Raw genomic sequence first — 15,014 nt, 5'->3', positions numbered from 1 at the left:
CGCGCCACCGGCTGGCCGTGGCGTCAGCCCGCGCCGCCGTCAGGCGCTCCCCGCATGCCGTCCGCGTCGACCCGCACGCTCGCCACCCTGGCATAGCGGATGACGAGCCGTTCGGAGTGCTTCCACGGGTTCGGTTCGAGACGCAGTTCCAGGTCAAGCGGACCGCCGGTCAGGGACAGGCCGCCGAAGTCGAGATCCTTGACGCACCGGGGACCGAAGAAGTCGTAGTGGTCCGGGTCGCGGGCGAACGCCTCCGCACCGGCGGGCAGTCGCGGGCCCAGCTCGGGCAGCTTGTCCAGATAGGCGCTCGGGTCGTGCATCAGCGCGCCGTCCCGCCACTCGACCACGACGAATTCCACGTACCCTTCCTCTCCGGCCACGCCGGCCGGCTCTCCGCTCGCTCACCGTCATGCCACCCACGCCCCGGGACACCGCGACAGACACAGCGACAGACACAGCGACAGACTCCGGCAGGACCGGTGAGGCGCTCGCCCGCGCGCGCTCGCCTGGGGTCAGGCGCCCCGGCCGTAGCGCAGGCGCACCTCTGACGCGAGCGTCTCGTCCTCGTGGTCCAGGCCGTACGCCCACACGTGGTCGGCGTCGTCGGCGCGGCCTCGCAGCGGGAGGGTGCGGGCCAGCAGTTCGATGGCGAGGGCGCTGGTCTGCGGCTCGCCGCCGTCCTCCACCGCGCCGGCGAACTCCGCGCAGGCCAGCTCCAGGTGCGCGATGCCGAGTTGGACGCGCAGCCGGGCGGCGTGGTCACCCGAGGCGTCCTCGAGCGCGTCCAGCAGCACCTCCGCCGCCTCCCCCGGCTCACCGCGCTCCATCAGCAAGTCGGCGAGCTGCTGAGTGGCGTGCACGCGGAGGTCCGCGCCCTCGTGCCCGCCGTCCGCAGGCCCTGCCGCGCCGCCGCCGATCGGCTGTCCCGTTCCTCCATCCGCGGCCCTGCCGATCCGGCCGTCCGCGGCTGCGCCCGTGCCACCCGTGCCACCCGTGCCACCCGTGCCGCCCTGGCCACCCTGGCCACCCTGGCCGCCGTCCCGGAGGGGGCCGCCGTCGGCGTCCCTGCCGCCTCCCTGCTGGGCGTCCATCAGGTGGCCGGCGTCGATGGCGGCGCGGAGCGCGGCCTCGGCCTCGTCGTAGTCTCCGGTCTCGGTGGCGAGCCTGGCGAGCGCGAGGTGGGCGAGGGGGACGTAGGCGGGTGTGCCGACCCCCAGCACGGCCTGCCACGCGGCCCTGGCCTGGCCGTAACGGCCTTCGCGCTCGAAGCCCTGCGCCAGGTGGCAGGCCGCCTGCGCGGCGAACTCGGGGTGGCCGGTGGCCAGCGCGGTCCTGGCGGCGGCGCGGGCGCCCTCGACGTCGCCGCGCTGGTCGAGGACGACTGCGAGGCCGACGGCGGCCTGTGCCACGTCGGGACCGCCCGGTGCGGAGGCCACCTTGGCGAGTATGGTGGCCGCGCCGTCGAGGTCACCGTCTTCGGCCAGGCGGCGGGCGGTGTCGAGGGGCGGGGTCTCCAGCTCTGAGGACGTCAAGAGAGCTCCTTCGGCGACGATCGCCCCGAGCCTAACGACTTCTGGCGATCATGTCTGCTCACTTGCGCCCGTAGGAATGACAGGGTCACCTTTGGCCGGTACTGATGGCGTTCGTGGTGGATTCGGAAACGCGCGTGGCCCCCGCCCGGCGGGGGCCGCGCGCAGCGCACCTCATGGGTCCGCGCCCGCACGTTGGAGACCCAGCCCCCTCGCGCGACGACACGCACGGGGGCCGGGCCCCGGTCGCGGGTCAGTCCTCGTACGCCTCCAGCGGCGGGCAGGAGCACACCAGGTTGCGGTCGCCGTACGCCTGGTCGATGCGGCGCACCGGCACCCAGTACTTGCCGTCGCGCAGCGAGGGCACCGGGTAGCCGGCCTCGGTGCGCGAGTACGGGTGGGACCACTCGTCCGCGGTGAGCGCCTCCGCGGTGTGGGGGGCGTTACGCAGCGGGTTGTCCGTCTGGTCGTAGTCGCCGGAGCCCACCTTCGCGATCTCGCCACGAATGGCGATCATCGCATCGGCGAACCGGTCCAGCTCGGCCAGGTCCTCGCTCTCCGTCGGCTCGATCATGAGCGTGCCCGCGACCGGGAACGACATGGTCGGCGCGTGGAAACCGTAGTCGATGAGCCGCTTGGCCACGTCGTCGACGGTGACGCCGGTCTCCTTGGTGATCTGCCGCAGGTCGACGATGCACTCGTGGGCGACGAGCCCGCCCCGCCCGGTGTAGAGGACGGGGTAGTGCGGGGCCAGGCGGCGCGCCAGGTAGTTGGCCGACAGGATGGCCTGCTCGGTGGCCGCGGTGAGGCCGTCGGCGCCCATCATCCTGATGTACGCCCAGGAGATCGGCAGGATCCCGGCCGAGCCGTACGGGGCGGCCGAGACGGGACCGACCGGCGTGCCGTCGCGCAGCGGGTGGCCCGGCAGGTAGGCGGCGAGGTGGGCGCGGACCGCGACGGGGCCGACGCCGGGCCCGCCGCCGCCGTGCGGGATGCAGAACGTCTTGTGCAGGTTCAGGTGGGACACGTCGGCGCCGAACTCGCCCGGCTTGGCCAGCCCGACCAGCGCGTTGAGGTTGGCCCCGTCGACGTACACCTGGCCGCCGGCGTCGTGCACCTTGGCGCAGACCTCGGTGACGGTCTCCTCGTAGACGCCGTGCGTGGAGGGGTAGGTCACCATGATGGCGGCCAGCCGGTCACGGTGCTTGGCGATCTTGGCGTCGAGGTCGGAGAGGTCCACGTTGCCGTCGGAGTCGCAGGCCACGACCACGACCCGCATGCCGGCCATGACGGCGCTGGCGGCGTTGGTGCCGTGTGCCGAGGACGGGATGAGGCAGACGTCGCGCTCGCTGTCACCGCGGTCGCGGTGGTAGGCGCGGATGGCGAGCAGCCCGGCGAACTCGCCCTGCGAGCCCGCGTTCGGCTGGATGGAGACCGCGTCGTAGCCGGTGACCTCGGCGAGCCAGCCTTCCAGCGTCTCGATGAGCTCGACGTAGCCGGCCGCCTGCGCCTCGGGGGCGTAGGGGTGGATGGCGGCGAACTCCGGCCAGGTGATGGGCTCCATCTCGGTGGTCGCGTTCAGCTTCATCGTGCAGGAGCCGAGCGGGATCATCGACCGGTCGAGCGCGATGTCCTTGTCCTGGAGCTTGCGCAGGTAGCGCAGCATCGCCGTCTCGGAGTGGTGGCTGTGGAAGACCGGGTGGGTCAGGTAGGCCGACTCGCGCGCCAGCGAGGCGGGCAGCGCGTCGTGCACGCGCGGGTCGTCGAGAGCGACCTCGGCGACGCCGAAGGCGCCCCACACGGCGGCCAGCTCGGCCGCGCCGGTCTTCTCGTCGCAGGCGACGGAGACATGGTCGGCGTCGGCCTGCCAGACGTTGACGCCCCGCTCGGCGGCGGCGGCGACGATCTCGGCCGCCCTGCCGGGCACGCGGGCCAGGACCGTGTCGAAGAACTCCTGGTGGACGACCTCCACGCCGCCCTGGCGCAGGCCCTCGGCCAGGGCCGCGGCGTGCCGGTGCACGCGTGCGGCGATGCGGCGCAGCCCCTCGGGCCCGTGGTAGACGGCGTACATGCCGGCGATCACGGCCAGCAGGACCTGGGCGGTGCAGATGTTGCTGGTGGCCTTCTCGCGGCGGATGTGCTGCTCGCGGGTCTGCAGGGCGAGGCGGTAGGCCGGGTCTCCGTCGACGTCGACGGACACGCCCACCAGACGGCCGGGCATCTGCCGCTGCAGGCCCTCACGTACGGACATGTAGGCGGCGTGCGGGCCGCCGAAGCCGAACGGCACGCCGAACCGCTGCGAGGAGCCGATGGCGATGTCGGCACCGAGCTCGCCGGGGGCGGCGACCAGCGTGAGCGCGAGCAGGTCGGCGGCGGCCACGACGAGCGCGCCGGCCGCGTGCGCCCGCTCGGCGACGGCGCGGAAGTCGCGCAGCCCGCCGGAGGCGCCCGGATACTGTACGAGCACGCCGAAGCACTCGGGCAGTTCGCCGGCCAGGTCGCTCTCCACGAGCGTGATGCCGAGCGGTTCGGCGCGGGTGGCCAGCACCGCCTTCGTCTGCGGCAGCGTGTCGGCGTCGACCACGAACACCGCGCTCTTGCTCTTACCGGCCCGCCGGGCCAGCGTCATCGCCTCGGCCGCGGCGGTGCTCTCGTCGAGCAGCGAGGCGCCCGCGACGGGCAGGCCTGTGAGGTCGGACACCACGGTCTGGAAGTTGAGCAGCGCCTCCAGCCGGCCCTGGGAGATCTCCGGCTGGTACGGCGTGTAGGCGGTGTACCAGCCCGGGTTCTCCAGCAGGTTGCGGCGGATGACCGCGGGCGTGACGGTGTCGTGGTAGCCCAGGCCGATCATGGAGGTGAGCACCTGGTTGCGGTCGGCCAGGGCGCGCAGCTCGGCGATGGCCTCGACCTCGCTCGCGGCGGCGGGCAGTTTCAGGCGGTCCTTGGCCCTGATCGCCTCCGGGACGGCCACGGCCACCAGATCCGCCACGGACTCGAAGCCCACGGTTTCGAGCATGCGCTGCTGCTCGCTCTGGGACGGCCCGATGTGCCGGGTCGAGAACGGGGGTGGTGACAGGTCGGTCATGGAGATGCCTCCCGAGGCTATGGAGACCGGCGCAGGGCGCGGGCGAATGCCGGATCTCCCCCTCTGTCACCGCGCGCTGTCTCGCGACCTGAGAGCTTCACCCCGAGGGGCTTGCACCGTCGGTGAGGTGCGCCTGGCGGGCGCACCTGCTTTCCAGAGTTGCCTCACCCGAGCGGTACAGGATGCCTGAGAGATTCCGGGGAGGGTTGCTCCTTCGGCGCCCCGGGCCTGCCGGGGACTCTCCCGCACGGGGTCGTCAGCATGTCCTAGATTACTACCCAATGCGGCGCGCGCGACGCCGCTGGGCCAGCTCGTCAGCGGGGTGATCGGCCGGGACGGTGTCCGCGACCGCCGCCCGTTCCCCCGGCAGCTCCGCGAGGGATCCCTCGACCTCGCGCCAGACCCGGCCGAGCGCGATGCCGAACACGCCCTGGCCACCCTGGAGGAGGTCTATCACTTCGTCCGCCGAGGTGCACTCGTAAACGCTCACGCCGTCGCTCATCAGCGTGATCTGCGCGAGGTCGGCGACCCCGCGATCACGGAGATGCTGCACGGCCGTGCGGATCTGCTGAAGGGAGACCCCGGTGTCCAGCAGCCGCTTGACGACCTTGAGCACCAGGATGTCGCGGAAACTGTAGAGGCGTTGGGAGCCCGATCCTTGCGCTGCTCTTATCGTGGGCTCGACCAGGCCGGTGCGTGCCCAGTAGTCAAGCTGCCTGTAGGTGATGCCGGCCGCCGCGCACGCCGTCGGGCCACGGTATCCGATGTCGTCCGGCAGCTTCGCAGGCTGCTCGTCGAAGAGCAGACCCTGCTCTCCGGCACGCTGCCGCGCGCTCTCACGCCGCACCGGATCTTCCTGGCCGGCCGTCTTTCCCTCGCCGCTGCTGACCGCCACGCGGACCTCCGGCTTTCTCTCATCCCGTGGCCTGATCTGGGGGTTCGTAAAAAGGCGACCACGGGTTTCACTTGCACCGTAGGACCGTGACCATGCTCAGTCAACGATCCGGCTCGGCGCGTCGTGAAGCGTAAATGCACTGAAATACCTACCCCGCCCTGCCAAAGTCTTCGGGAGAGATCGTGTCAAGGAACTCCCTGAACTTCTCCACCTCGTCCTCCTGGTCGTCGGGGATGATCACTCCGGCCTCCTGGACGACCTCCTCGCTGGCGAAGATGCGGGCCCCGGTGCGCAACGCGAGCGCGATGGAGTCCGAGGGCCTGGCACTCACCTCGACGCCGTTGGAGAAGACCAGGTCGGCGAAGAAGATGCCGTCGCGCAGCGCGACGATGTTGACGGCGCGCAGCCCCACGCCCAGTGCGCTCAGCACGTCTCTGAACAGGTCGTGCGTCAGGGGCCTCGGCGGCGGCTCCTCCGCCTGGGCCAGGGCGATGGCCGTCGCTTCGGTCATGCCGATCCAGATGGGCAGGAACCGTTCCCCGTGTGCCTCCTTGAGCAAGACGATCGGCTGATTTGTGGGCATTTCTACGCGAACACCCACGACCTCCATCTGCAACACGGGCTGCTCCATATTCGACTGGCCGGCGACCCGGCACAGCTCATAGCTGGTCCGCTTCTGCAATTCAACGTAACACCCGGGGGGCCCTGAATGTCCCTCGGGCCGCTCATCGCCCGAGAACACTGCGCACGCCCGTGCGCAGCAGAGCCGCGTGCAGGTCGAGCAGCAGAGCGGACAGCTCTCTGGCGACCTCGTCGGCCTCGCCGATCGCGCCGGGCGCCCGCCGTTTCAGGATGGGCGCCACCGTCTGCTCGACCAGGCCCGCCTCCCGCTCGGCGGCCGCCTTGACGGCCCGCAGGTGGCGGGCGTGCAGCCCGAAGCGGGCCAGCGCGCCGACGCTGCGCGCCACCTTGAGCGCGTCATCGTCGTAGCGCCTGGCCGTCGGCGCGAGCAGGCCGTAGTCCTCCAGCTCGGTGAGGGTCTCCTCGTCGAGCCCGGCCGCCTCGAGCAGCTCGGCACGGCTGAGCCGCACCTCCTGCTTGTCCTGCACGGCGCGGGGACGGGCGAAGCTCTCCGCCATCTTGTCCTTGATCACCCTCAGCGGCAGGTAGTGGTCGCGCTGCTCGGTGAGGATGTAGCGGAGCTGCTGGACGTGCAGGTGGGTGAACTTGCGGAAGCCGGACGGCGTGCGCTCGGGCTCGATGAGCCCCTCGCCCTCAAGGAAGCGGATCTTGGAGACGGTGACGTCGGGGAACTCGCCCTGCAGGAGGGCGAGCACCTCCCCGATGCTCATGTGCGAGCGTGCCGCCTGCGAGCTCATGCGCCGGTGGGTGTCCGCATCAGGAACAGGAGCCGGAACTTGCCGATCTGCACCTCGTCGCCCGAATGCAGCGGGACCTCCTCGATGCGCTCCCTGTTGACGTAGGTGCCGTTGAGGCTGCCCACGTCGCGCACGGAGAACTGGCCACCGCGCTTGCGATAGAACTCGACATGCCTGCGCGAGACGGTGATGTCGTCGAGGAAGATGTCGCTCTCCGGATGGCGCCCGGTGGTGGTGAGCTCCTTGTCGAGCCGGAAACGGCTGCCCTGGTTGGGCCCCCTGGTCACGGTTAGCAAGGCCGTGCCCGGCGGGAGCTGTTCGACCAGCGCCCGCTCGGCCAGCAGCATGTCACCGGTCTCTGCCTCGTACGCCTCTATTCCCGCGACGGAGATCGTCGACGTGGTGTCCCCTGAGACCTCCGGTCTGGCCAATGGTGACCCACAGCGGGAACAGAAACGGGCATCCTCGGGGTTGGCATGCCCGCACTGCGTGCAGTAGACGCTCGGCATCGATCGGCTCGGCCTCCTACCGCGAAGACGCGGCAACGGTGCTCGGGGCGCGCCTCGCTTCGCTCTCAAGTTTGCGAATGCCGCAACTTACGCTGATCAGCGGCAAAGGTCAAGGCGGGGCGCTGGACGACAGGTTCGGACGCTGACAAAGTTACCGCCGCCCCTGCCTGAAGGTCCATGCCGCCGCGCCTTTCTAACATTACGATCTTGCCCTCCATCCGACAAATCGCCGTCCTCCGACCGCGACCGCGGATCCGGGCGATCACATGGTGGCCTGCTCCACCACCCTGGCCCACCGCTCCAGGAGGACCGCAGCGGTGTCGACGTCGGCCGCCTCGGCCCACAGGTCGGTGACGGGCTCGGTGGCGGCGGGCAGGATGAGCACCCAGCTCCCGTCGTCGCCGACCACCCGCACCCCGTCCGTGGTGTCGATGCGGTAGCCCTCCGAGGCTGACTCGGCCGCCTCGATGACCGAGCGCATCACCGCCCCCTTGGCCGCCCACTGCGTCGGGATCGCCCGCTTGAGCAGCTTGGCCTCGGGGATCCTGGCGTCGATCTGGCTGAGGGACAGCCGGGTGCGGGCCACCAGCCCCAGCAGGCGCATGAACGCGGCCAGCCCGTCGAGCGCGGGGCTGAACTCGGGCACCACGAACCCGCCCCGGCCGTCGCCCGCGAAGATCATGCCGGCGCCCGCGGCGGCGGAGGTGAGGGCGTCGACCGCGGTGGAGGTCCACTGCACCTGCACGCCGTGGAAGCGGCAGACCTGCTCGGCGACCCTGGTGGTGGTCACGGGCAGCGCCACCTGGCCGCTGCGGCGCTCGGCCGCCACCAGGTCGAGCACCACGAGCAGGGCGCGTTCCTCGCTGATGAGCTGGCCCATCTCGTCCACCAGGGCGATGCGCTCACCGACCGGGTCGAAGCGGACTCCGAACGCCGCGCGCGAGGAGCTGACCAGCTCCGACAGGCGCTGCAGATCACGGCGGCGCTCGGCGATCGTCTCGGTGGGCGACAGGTCGTCGAGGACGGCGTTCACGGTGAGCACCTCGATGCCGGCGCGGCCGAGCAGCCGGGGCAGGACCAGCGAGGAGGTGCCGCCGGCGCAGTCGACCACCACCTTCATGTCTCTCACGCCGGTCATGTCCACCCGGCGCAGCAGCTCGTGGGAGTAGTCCTCGACGGCTCTGGCGGGGTAGGTGAGCTCGGCGATCTCGCCGGGGAAGGCGCGGCGGAACTCCTGGCGCGAGAAGACGCGCTCCAGCTTGCGCTGGGCGGCGGGAGACAAGTCGGCGCCGCGGTCGTCCATGATGACGATGTCGACGCTCTGCGGGTCCCCCGCCGTGGTGCGCAGCGTGATGCCGCCCGCCGCGGTCCCCCGCGAGGCGTGGAAGCGGGCCACCGGCAGCGGCGCGGCCTCCAGGTCGAGCACGTTGATCGCGCTGGCGGTGAGCGCGCTGATCACGGCCCGCTTCAGCGCCCTGGCGGCCAGGGAGGAGTCGCGGGAGGTGATGACGTGCTCGCCCTTGCGCAGGGTGGTGGCGTACGCGCTGGCCAGCCGTACGCACAGCTCCGGGGTGATCTCGACGTTGACCAGGCCGCTGACGCCCCTCCGGCCGAACAGGCTGCGCTGGCCGCGCGACTCCCAGATGACGCTGGTGTTGACGACGGCGCCCGCCTCGATGGTCTTGAACGGGTAGACCCGCACCCCGCTGGAGACGTACGCCTCGGCCTCGATGACGCACTCGTCGCCGATGACGGCGTTCTCCTCGATGCGGGCGCCGCTCATCACGTCGGTGCTCTTGCCGATCACGCAGCCGCGCAGGTGGGTGCCGGGGCCGAGGTAGACGTTGTTGTGAATGACCGCGCGGTGCAGGAAGGCGCCCTCGCGGACCACGGCGTTGTTGCCCAGGACGGTGAACTCGCGCAGTTCGGCGCCCGCCTCGACCTTGGCGTACTCGCCGATGAACAGCGGGCCCTTGAGCACCGCGTCCGGCTCGACGGAGGCGGATCCGGCCACCCACACGCCGGGGGACAGCTCGAAGCCGCCGATGTCCAGCTTGACCTTGCCGGACAGGACGTCGGCCTGGGCCTTGAGGTAGCTCTCGTGGGTGCCGACGTCCTCCCAGTAGCCGTCGGCCACGTAGCCGTAGATGGGGGCGCCGCGTTCGAGGAGCCTGGGGAAGACGTCGGCCGCCCAGTCGACGGGCTCGCCGGTGGCCACGTCGCCGAGGACCTCGGGCTCCATGACGTAGATGCCGGTGTTGACGGTGTCGGAGAAGACCTGGCCCCAGGTGGGCTTCTCCAGGAAGCGCTGCACCCGGCCGAGGTCGTCGACGATGATGATGCCGAATTCCAGCGGGTTAGGCACCCGCTTCAGACCAATGGTGACAAGAGCCGAATTTTCGCGATGAAACCGGACCATGTCCGATAAGTCGATATCCGTGAGGGCGTCGCCGGAGATGACCAGGAAACGATCGTCGCTCAGCCGGGCCGCGGCGTTCTTCACGCTGCCGGCCGTGCCCAGCGGAATGTCCTCGGTGGCGTACTGCAGGCGCATGCCCAGCTCGTCGCCGTCGCCGAAGTAGTTGCGCACCAGCGCGGCCAGGAACTGGACCGTCACCACGGTCTCGGTGATCCCATGCCGCTTGAGCAGGCGTAACACGTGCTCCATGATCGGACGGTTGACCACGGGGAGCAGGGGTTTGGGTTGGTTGGCCGTCATCGGACGCAGCCGAGTGCCCTCACCGCCCGCCATGACGACCGCCTTCACCCGATCACTCCTTTGTGGTCGCGGTTGTGAGCTGGCGCACCTGTATCACATACAACATGCCTGCCCACCAGTACAGGCCCGTGCCCCAGAGCGCGAACGCCCACCCGACAATTCGGGCTATATCGGCATACCACCCAGAGTGGGAGGCAAGGAAGAGCAGCGGGAAGGCGTACATGAGGTTGAACATGGCGGCTTTGCCCAGGAAATGCACCTGAAGTGCCTTATAGCCGTGTTTGCGGAGTACAGGGATGAAACAAGCGACAAAGAGCTCCCGGCCCAGGACGGCCGCCGCCAGCCACCACGGGATGACGTCCCGCACCAGCAGCGCCACGATCGTGGCGAAGACGTAGAGCTTGTCGGCCGCCGGGTCGATGATCCGCCCTAGCCTGCTGATCTGGTTGAACGCCCGGGCGATCTTGCCGTCGAGCCAGTCGGTGAACCCCGCGACCGCCAGGACGGCGATGGCCCACCCGTCCGCCTTCGGGCCTAGAACAAGCCAGAGGAACACGGGCACGCCTAGGAGGCGCAGGAAGCTCAGCAGGTTGGGAACCGTCCAGATTCGGTCCTCGGCGGAAGTTTCACTCACGCAGCAGACCCTACTGCGTGAACTCCCAGCACAGCGGGGCCGCATCCGGCCAAACCAGGCCCCCAGCGATGAGCGCTGCGGCCGTCACACCCTCAGGAAGGAGTGGGTGCGGCCGACCTCGGCGAAGCCGAGCCTGCCGTAGAACTCCCTGGGCCAGTCCGCGGCGTCGGCGACCAGGAAGATCGGCTCGCTGCCGGCCGCCTCGGCCAGCAGCGACCGCATGAGCGTGCGGGCGTGGCCCCTGCCCCGGTGGCGGGTGGTGGTGTAGACGTCCTCGATCTGGGCGACGCCGTCGTGCACGTACAGGTCGGCCCTGGCGGCGAGCTCGCCGTCGGGGGCGCGCACGCCGCGGAAGCCCACCAGGTCGGCGCCCCGCAGCCGGGTCTCGACGCGGGCGGCGAGCTGCTCGATGGTCTGCTCCCCCGCCTCCGGCAGGTCCGCGCGCCAGTCGCGGCGCAGCACGGGCAGGAGCGCCGGGAGATCCAGGTGCTCCGCCTCGGGCGGGCCCGCGGGCGGATCGCCGCGGAAGGCCATGACGACGTTCTCGGCGTGCTGGTAGCCGGCCGCGGCGAACGCGGGCGCGAAGGCCACGCCGAGCTCGTCGGAGTCCACGTTGACCAGGCGGTGGCCCCGCTCGGCCAGGACCTCGTCGGCCGCCTCCAGCACCGCGGCCGGATCGGCGGCGTCCCAGACGATGAGCTTGTTGTCGTCGTAGGAGTAGGGGTAGCGGTCGTCGAGGACGGCGAAGCCGCCGGGCACGTCGACGGCGTGTGGCGACCTGCGGCGGGCGAACCCCTGCTGGAAGGCGAGCGCCCGCGCCAGCTCAGACCGCACCGCGCGCCTCCGTGACGAAGCGGGCGATGAGGCCCGAATCCTTGACGCCCGGCGCGGTCTCGACCCCGCTGGACACGTCCACCCCCCACGGCCGGGCCGCCGCGACGGCGCCTGCCACGTTGGCCGGGTCCAGACCGCCCGCGAGCAGCCATCTGCCGGTGGGGCGGCCGCGCACCGCCGCCCAGTCCCATGGCTCCCCCGAGCCGGGGCGTGGCGCGTCGACGATCAGCAAGCTCTCGTCGAAGGCGCCGCAGCGCAGGTCCGCGCGGGCGTCGACGGCTCTGACCAGGGTGCGGTCGAGGTCCTTCAGCGAGGTGAAGTCGCCGTGCGGGTGCCTGCCGTGCAGCTGGATGCCGCGCACCCCGGCGGTCAGGACGGCGGCACGCACGGCCGCCGGGTCCTCGCCGCGGAAGACGCCGACGGTCAGCACATGGCCGGGCACCAGCGCGGCCAGTTCGGCCGCGCGCTCGGGAGTGACCTGGCGCGGGCTCGGCGTCAGCACGAACCCGATGGCGTCGGCGCCCGCCTCGACGGCGGTGGCCACATGCTCGGGCTCGCTCAACCCGCAGATCTTCACGTACACATCACCGACATTAGCGGCGGCGGGCGGCTCCCGGCGACCACGCCCAGACCAGCATCGCGACGATGAGCCCGAACAGGATGACGCCGTTGGGCAGGTGGGCGCTGAGCAGTTCCCAGGTGAAGTGCTGCGCCATCCCGACGACGAAGAGGCCGAGGCTGACCAGGGCCGGCCAGCCGGCGCCGCGCCCGGGCCGCCAGACGAGGACGGCGCAGACGATCTGCACCAGCGCGACGAGGTGGACGAGCATCCCGGCCATCACGTGCGCCTCGCCCATCGCGCCGTCGGTGGCGACCGACTGGCCGGCGAACGAGGCGGCCACCACGAGGGCGACCGCCTGGGCGACGATGACGACGCGCAGGGTGTAGAGCAGGCCCGCGGGGACCGCTCTGGCCGGGGCGGTCTCGGGCTGGGCGGCCTGCGGGGCGGTGTAGTGCATGGCGTGGTCCTTCCGTCGTGCGATGCAGACGGCAAGGATCGTCGCCGGACCCGCCCGGGGTCGTCAGTCTGCCGGGCTATTCGCCGATCCGCCCCGCGGCGGACGCACCGGGCGGAAGGAGGCGTCGACCAGGCCGGTGCGGTGCGCGACCACCGCGGCCTGGATGCGGTTGCGCAGGCCGAGCTTGTCCATGGCGGCCGCGATGTGGGTCTTGACGGTGGTGACGCCGACGTGCAGCCTCTCGGCGATCTCCGCGTTGGACAGGCCGGTGCCGACCAGCGCGAGCACCTCCACCTCGCGCTCGGTGAGGCCGCGGGGGGCCGGCACCGCGGCCTGCTCCTCGGCGTCGAGGAAGCGCTCGACGACGCGGCGCAGCACGGAGGGCGCCAGGAGCTGCTCCCCGGCGTGGGCCCTGCGCACGGCGTCGACCATGCGCTCCGGCTCGTCGTCCTTGACCAGGAAGCCGACGGCGCCGGCGCGCAGGGCCGCGTACACGTTGGAGTCCTCGGCGAACGTGGTCAGCACCACGATCCGGGTGCCCGGCCGGGCCGCGAGCACGCGCCGGATGGCCTCCAGGCCGTCGACTCTGGGCATCCGCAGGTCCATCAGGATGACGTCGGGCAGGTGCCGCTCGGCCAGCCGAACCGCCTCGGCGCCGTCGTCGGCCTCGCCGACCACCTCCATGTCGTCGTTGGCCTGGAGCAGCATGCGCACCCCGGCCCTGACGAGGACCTGGTCGTCGGCGATGAGCACGCGGATCATGCGGTGCCCCGGACCGCGGGCAGGTTGGCGGCCAGAAGCCAGCCGCCGTCCTCATCGGGGCCGGCGGTGAGGGTGCCGCCGAGCGCTCTGACCCGTTCGCGCATGCCCGCCAGGCCGCGGCCCGAGGAGGGCAGGCGCTCGATGGTGGTGGGCGGGCGGCCGTTGCGGATCTCGACGGCCAGCCCGTCGCCGTCGGAGTAGACGCAGACGCGGACCTTCGTACCTGGTCCTGCGTGTTTGAGCACGTTCGTGAGGCCTTCCTGGACGATGCGCGCCGCGGAGGTGCGGGCGATGAGCGAGGCGTGGGCGGTGTCGGGGTCGAGGGTCAAGTCCACTACGAGTCCGGCGGCCGCCATCCGCTCGGCGGACTCGCGGACCACGTCGGCGGGGTCGGCGAGCAGGCCGGGCTGGCGTTCGGGGTCGCGCAGCAGGTCGATCAGCCCGCGCAGGTCCTCCAGCACCTGGTGGCCGGTCTCGCGGATGTCGGTCAGCGCGTCGGCGACCGGGCCGTCCGGCGCGGTGTAGCGGGCGGCGCTGGCCCGCAGCACCATGGCTCCGACGTGGTGGGCGACGATGTCGTGCACGTCGCGGGCGATGCGCTCGCGCTCGGCGAGCTGGTCGGCGCGGACCTGGGCGACGGTGAGCCGGGTCGACTCGCGTATCCGCAGCCGTTCGGCGGCGGCGGCGGCCTGCTTGACGCCGAGGTAGCGGCCGATCGCGATCGGCGTGATCACCAGGGCGCACAGCACGGCGGCACGGAACGCGGTGACCTCGGTGTCCGGCCCGACGACCGCGATCGCCGCGAGCAGGCAGGTGGCGAGGTAGGCGATCGACGTCCAGATCCAGGAGGCCACCCGCATCGCGAACACGCCGAGGGCGATGAGGGTCAGGACCAGGCAGGTGTTGACCACCTCGGGCAGGTAGCCGTCGGCGGCCACCAGCAGGATGGCCTGGAACAGGAAGACCAGCCCGGGCAGCCGCCTGGCGACGCCGAGCGACAGCCCGGCCATGACGACGAGCAGCCCGGTGACCCAGGCGGGCTGGGCGCCGGAGTGCCAGCTCGTCCAGGTGCTGAGCACGGTCTGCGCGACGCCGCCCGCCGCCAGGAGCACGTCGGGGGTGACGTCGCGGCGCTCCAGCTCGCCCACCGAGCCGCGCAGGTAGCCGCCGACGATCCCGGGGAACAGGGCGAGGCCGGCGGAGTACATCCACGCGTTCGCGGTGAAGGCCACGCCGGGATCGGCCAGGTTGATCGCGGTGGCGATCCCGCTCGCCGTCATGGCGGCGGCGACGGCCCGCCAGCCCGCGCTGTAGGCGGTGACGCCGACGGCCACGAGCAGCAGCATCTGCGCGGTGTTGGAGCTGAACGCCTCGATCTGGTCGGTGAAGACGAGGGCGGCCGACAGCCACAGTGCCGTCGGCAGCGGCCAGCGCCGCACGAAGCCCATGGGCGCGCCTACCAGGAGGGCCAGCGGCACGACCGTATACTGCGGCGGCAGCTCTCCTGTCCGCGCCTGGCCGGACATCAGCAGGTCCAGGCTGACGCCGGCTGCGGCGAGGAGCAGGTCGAAGGGGACACCGCGCCAACGCCAACTCATGGGGTCAAAGGTATCCAGGCCGGACGCTCGGACAGTCCTCCCGGCGGAGGA

Annotated in this window: 14 protein-coding genes and 1 riboswitch; all 14 genes read right to left on the bottom strand. The window is 71.5% G+C overall.

From position 1 onward, the window contains the following. Window positions 1–23 precede the first annotated feature (23 nt). The 14 genes from V5E28_RS11180 to V5E28_RS11115 all read right to left on the bottom strand — a co-directional run bounded on the left by V5E28_RS11180 (window position 24) and on the right by V5E28_RS11115 (window position 14,963). The gene (locus V5E28_RS11180) at window positions 24–359 is read right to left on the bottom strand and encodes a hypothetical protein (RefSeq protein WP_336206527.1); all 336 of its coding nucleotides are present in this window, start codon (window positions 357–359) and stop codon (window positions 24–26) included. A 153-nt stretch (window positions 360–512) separates the two neighbouring features. Then, complete coding sequence (locus tag V5E28_RS11175) at window positions 513–1,532, bottom strand: tetratricopeptide repeat protein (protein WP_336206526.1); 1,020 nt, start codon at window positions 1,530–1,532, stop codon at window positions 513–515. Window positions 1,533–1,782: 250 nt separating this feature from the next. After that, window positions 1,783–4,614: an aminomethyl-transferring glycine dehydrogenase gene (gene gcvP / locus V5E28_RS11170; RefSeq protein ID WP_336206524.1), complete on the bottom strand. Its 2,832-nt coding sequence runs from the start codon at window positions 4,612–4,614 to the stop codon at window positions 1,783–1,785. Window positions 4,615–4,777: 163 nt separating this feature from the next. Further along, window positions 4,778–4,870, bottom strand: a riboswitch (glycine riboswitch). Between the two features lie 18 nt (window positions 4,871–4,888). Further along, entirely contained in the window at window positions 4,889–5,509 is a 621-nt protein-coding gene (locus V5E28_RS11165) for a MerR family transcriptional regulator (RefSeq protein ID WP_336206522.1), read from the bottom strand. Window positions 5,510–5,657: 148 nt separating this feature from the next. Further along, entirely contained in the window at window positions 5,658–6,128 is a 471-nt protein-coding gene (locus V5E28_RS11160) for a bifunctional nuclease family protein (RefSeq protein ID WP_082310546.1), read from the bottom strand. Between the two features lie 106 nt (window positions 6,129–6,234). Continuing rightward, window positions 6,235–6,861 carry a transcriptional regulator FtsR gene (ftsR, locus tag V5E28_RS11155; RefSeq protein WP_336206518.1) on the bottom strand — a complete coding sequence of 209 codons (627 nt, stop codon included), beginning with the start codon at window positions 6,859–6,861 and terminating at the stop codon, window positions 6,235–6,237. A 23-nt stretch (window positions 6,862–6,884) separates the two neighbouring features. Next, a complete protein-coding gene (locus tag V5E28_RS11150; protein WP_336206517.1) occupies window positions 6,885–7,397 on the bottom strand; it encodes an FHA domain-containing protein in 513 nt (170 codons plus the stop codon). A gap of 262 nt (window positions 7,398–7,659) precedes the next feature. Beyond that, window positions 7,660–10,164 (bottom strand): mannose-1-phosphate guanyltransferase, encoded by a 2,505-nt coding sequence (locus V5E28_RS11145; RefSeq protein ID WP_336206515.1) that lies wholly within the window; start codon window positions 10,162–10,164, stop codon window positions 7,660–7,662. A 4-nt stretch (window positions 10,165–10,168) separates the two neighbouring features. After that, complete coding sequence (locus V5E28_RS11140; RefSeq protein WP_336206513.1) at window positions 10,169–10,750, bottom strand: CDP-alcohol phosphatidyltransferase family protein; 582 nt, start codon at window positions 10,748–10,750, stop codon at window positions 10,169–10,171. Window positions 10,751–10,834: 84 nt separating this feature from the next. Beyond that, entirely contained in the window at window positions 10,835–11,584 is a 750-nt protein-coding gene (locus V5E28_RS11135; protein ID WP_336206511.1) for a GNAT family N-acetyltransferase, read from the bottom strand. Continuing rightward, window positions 11,574–12,167: a phosphoribosylanthranilate isomerase gene (locus V5E28_RS11130; protein ID WP_336206510.1), complete on the bottom strand. Its 594-nt coding sequence runs from the start codon at window positions 12,165–12,167 to the stop codon at window positions 11,574–11,576. Before V5E28_RS11130 ends, V5E28_RS11135 begins: the two co-directional genes overlap by 11 nt. 10 nt (window positions 12,168–12,177) lie before the next feature. Continuing rightward, window positions 12,178–12,603 carry a hypothetical protein gene (locus V5E28_RS11125; RefSeq protein WP_336206508.1) on the bottom strand — a complete coding sequence of 142 codons (426 nt, stop codon included), beginning with the start codon at window positions 12,601–12,603 and terminating at the stop codon, window positions 12,178–12,180. A 63-nt stretch (window positions 12,604–12,666) separates the two neighbouring features. After that, on the bottom strand, window positions 12,667–13,365 hold the full coding sequence (locus tag V5E28_RS11120) for a response regulator transcription factor (RefSeq protein ID WP_336206506.1): 699 nt from the start codon (window positions 13,363–13,365) through the stop codon (window positions 12,667–12,669). Then, window positions 13,362–14,963: a sensor histidine kinase gene (locus V5E28_RS11115; protein ID WP_336206504.1), complete on the bottom strand. Its 1,602-nt coding sequence runs from the start codon at window positions 14,961–14,963 to the stop codon at window positions 13,362–13,364. Before V5E28_RS11115 ends, V5E28_RS11120 begins: the two co-directional genes overlap by 4 nt. Between the last annotated feature and the right edge of the window lie 51 nt (window positions 14,964–15,014).

The sequence above is a fragment of the Nonomuraea sp. LPB2021202275-12-8 genome, from assembly GCF_037044575.1.
In the GTDB taxonomy this organism is placed as follows: Bacteria; Actinomycetota; Actinomycetes; order Streptosporangiales; family Streptosporangiaceae; genus Nonomuraea.
The sequence above is the reverse complement of the archived record's forward strand: the minus strand, read 5'-3'. Positions and strand labels throughout refer to the sequence as shown.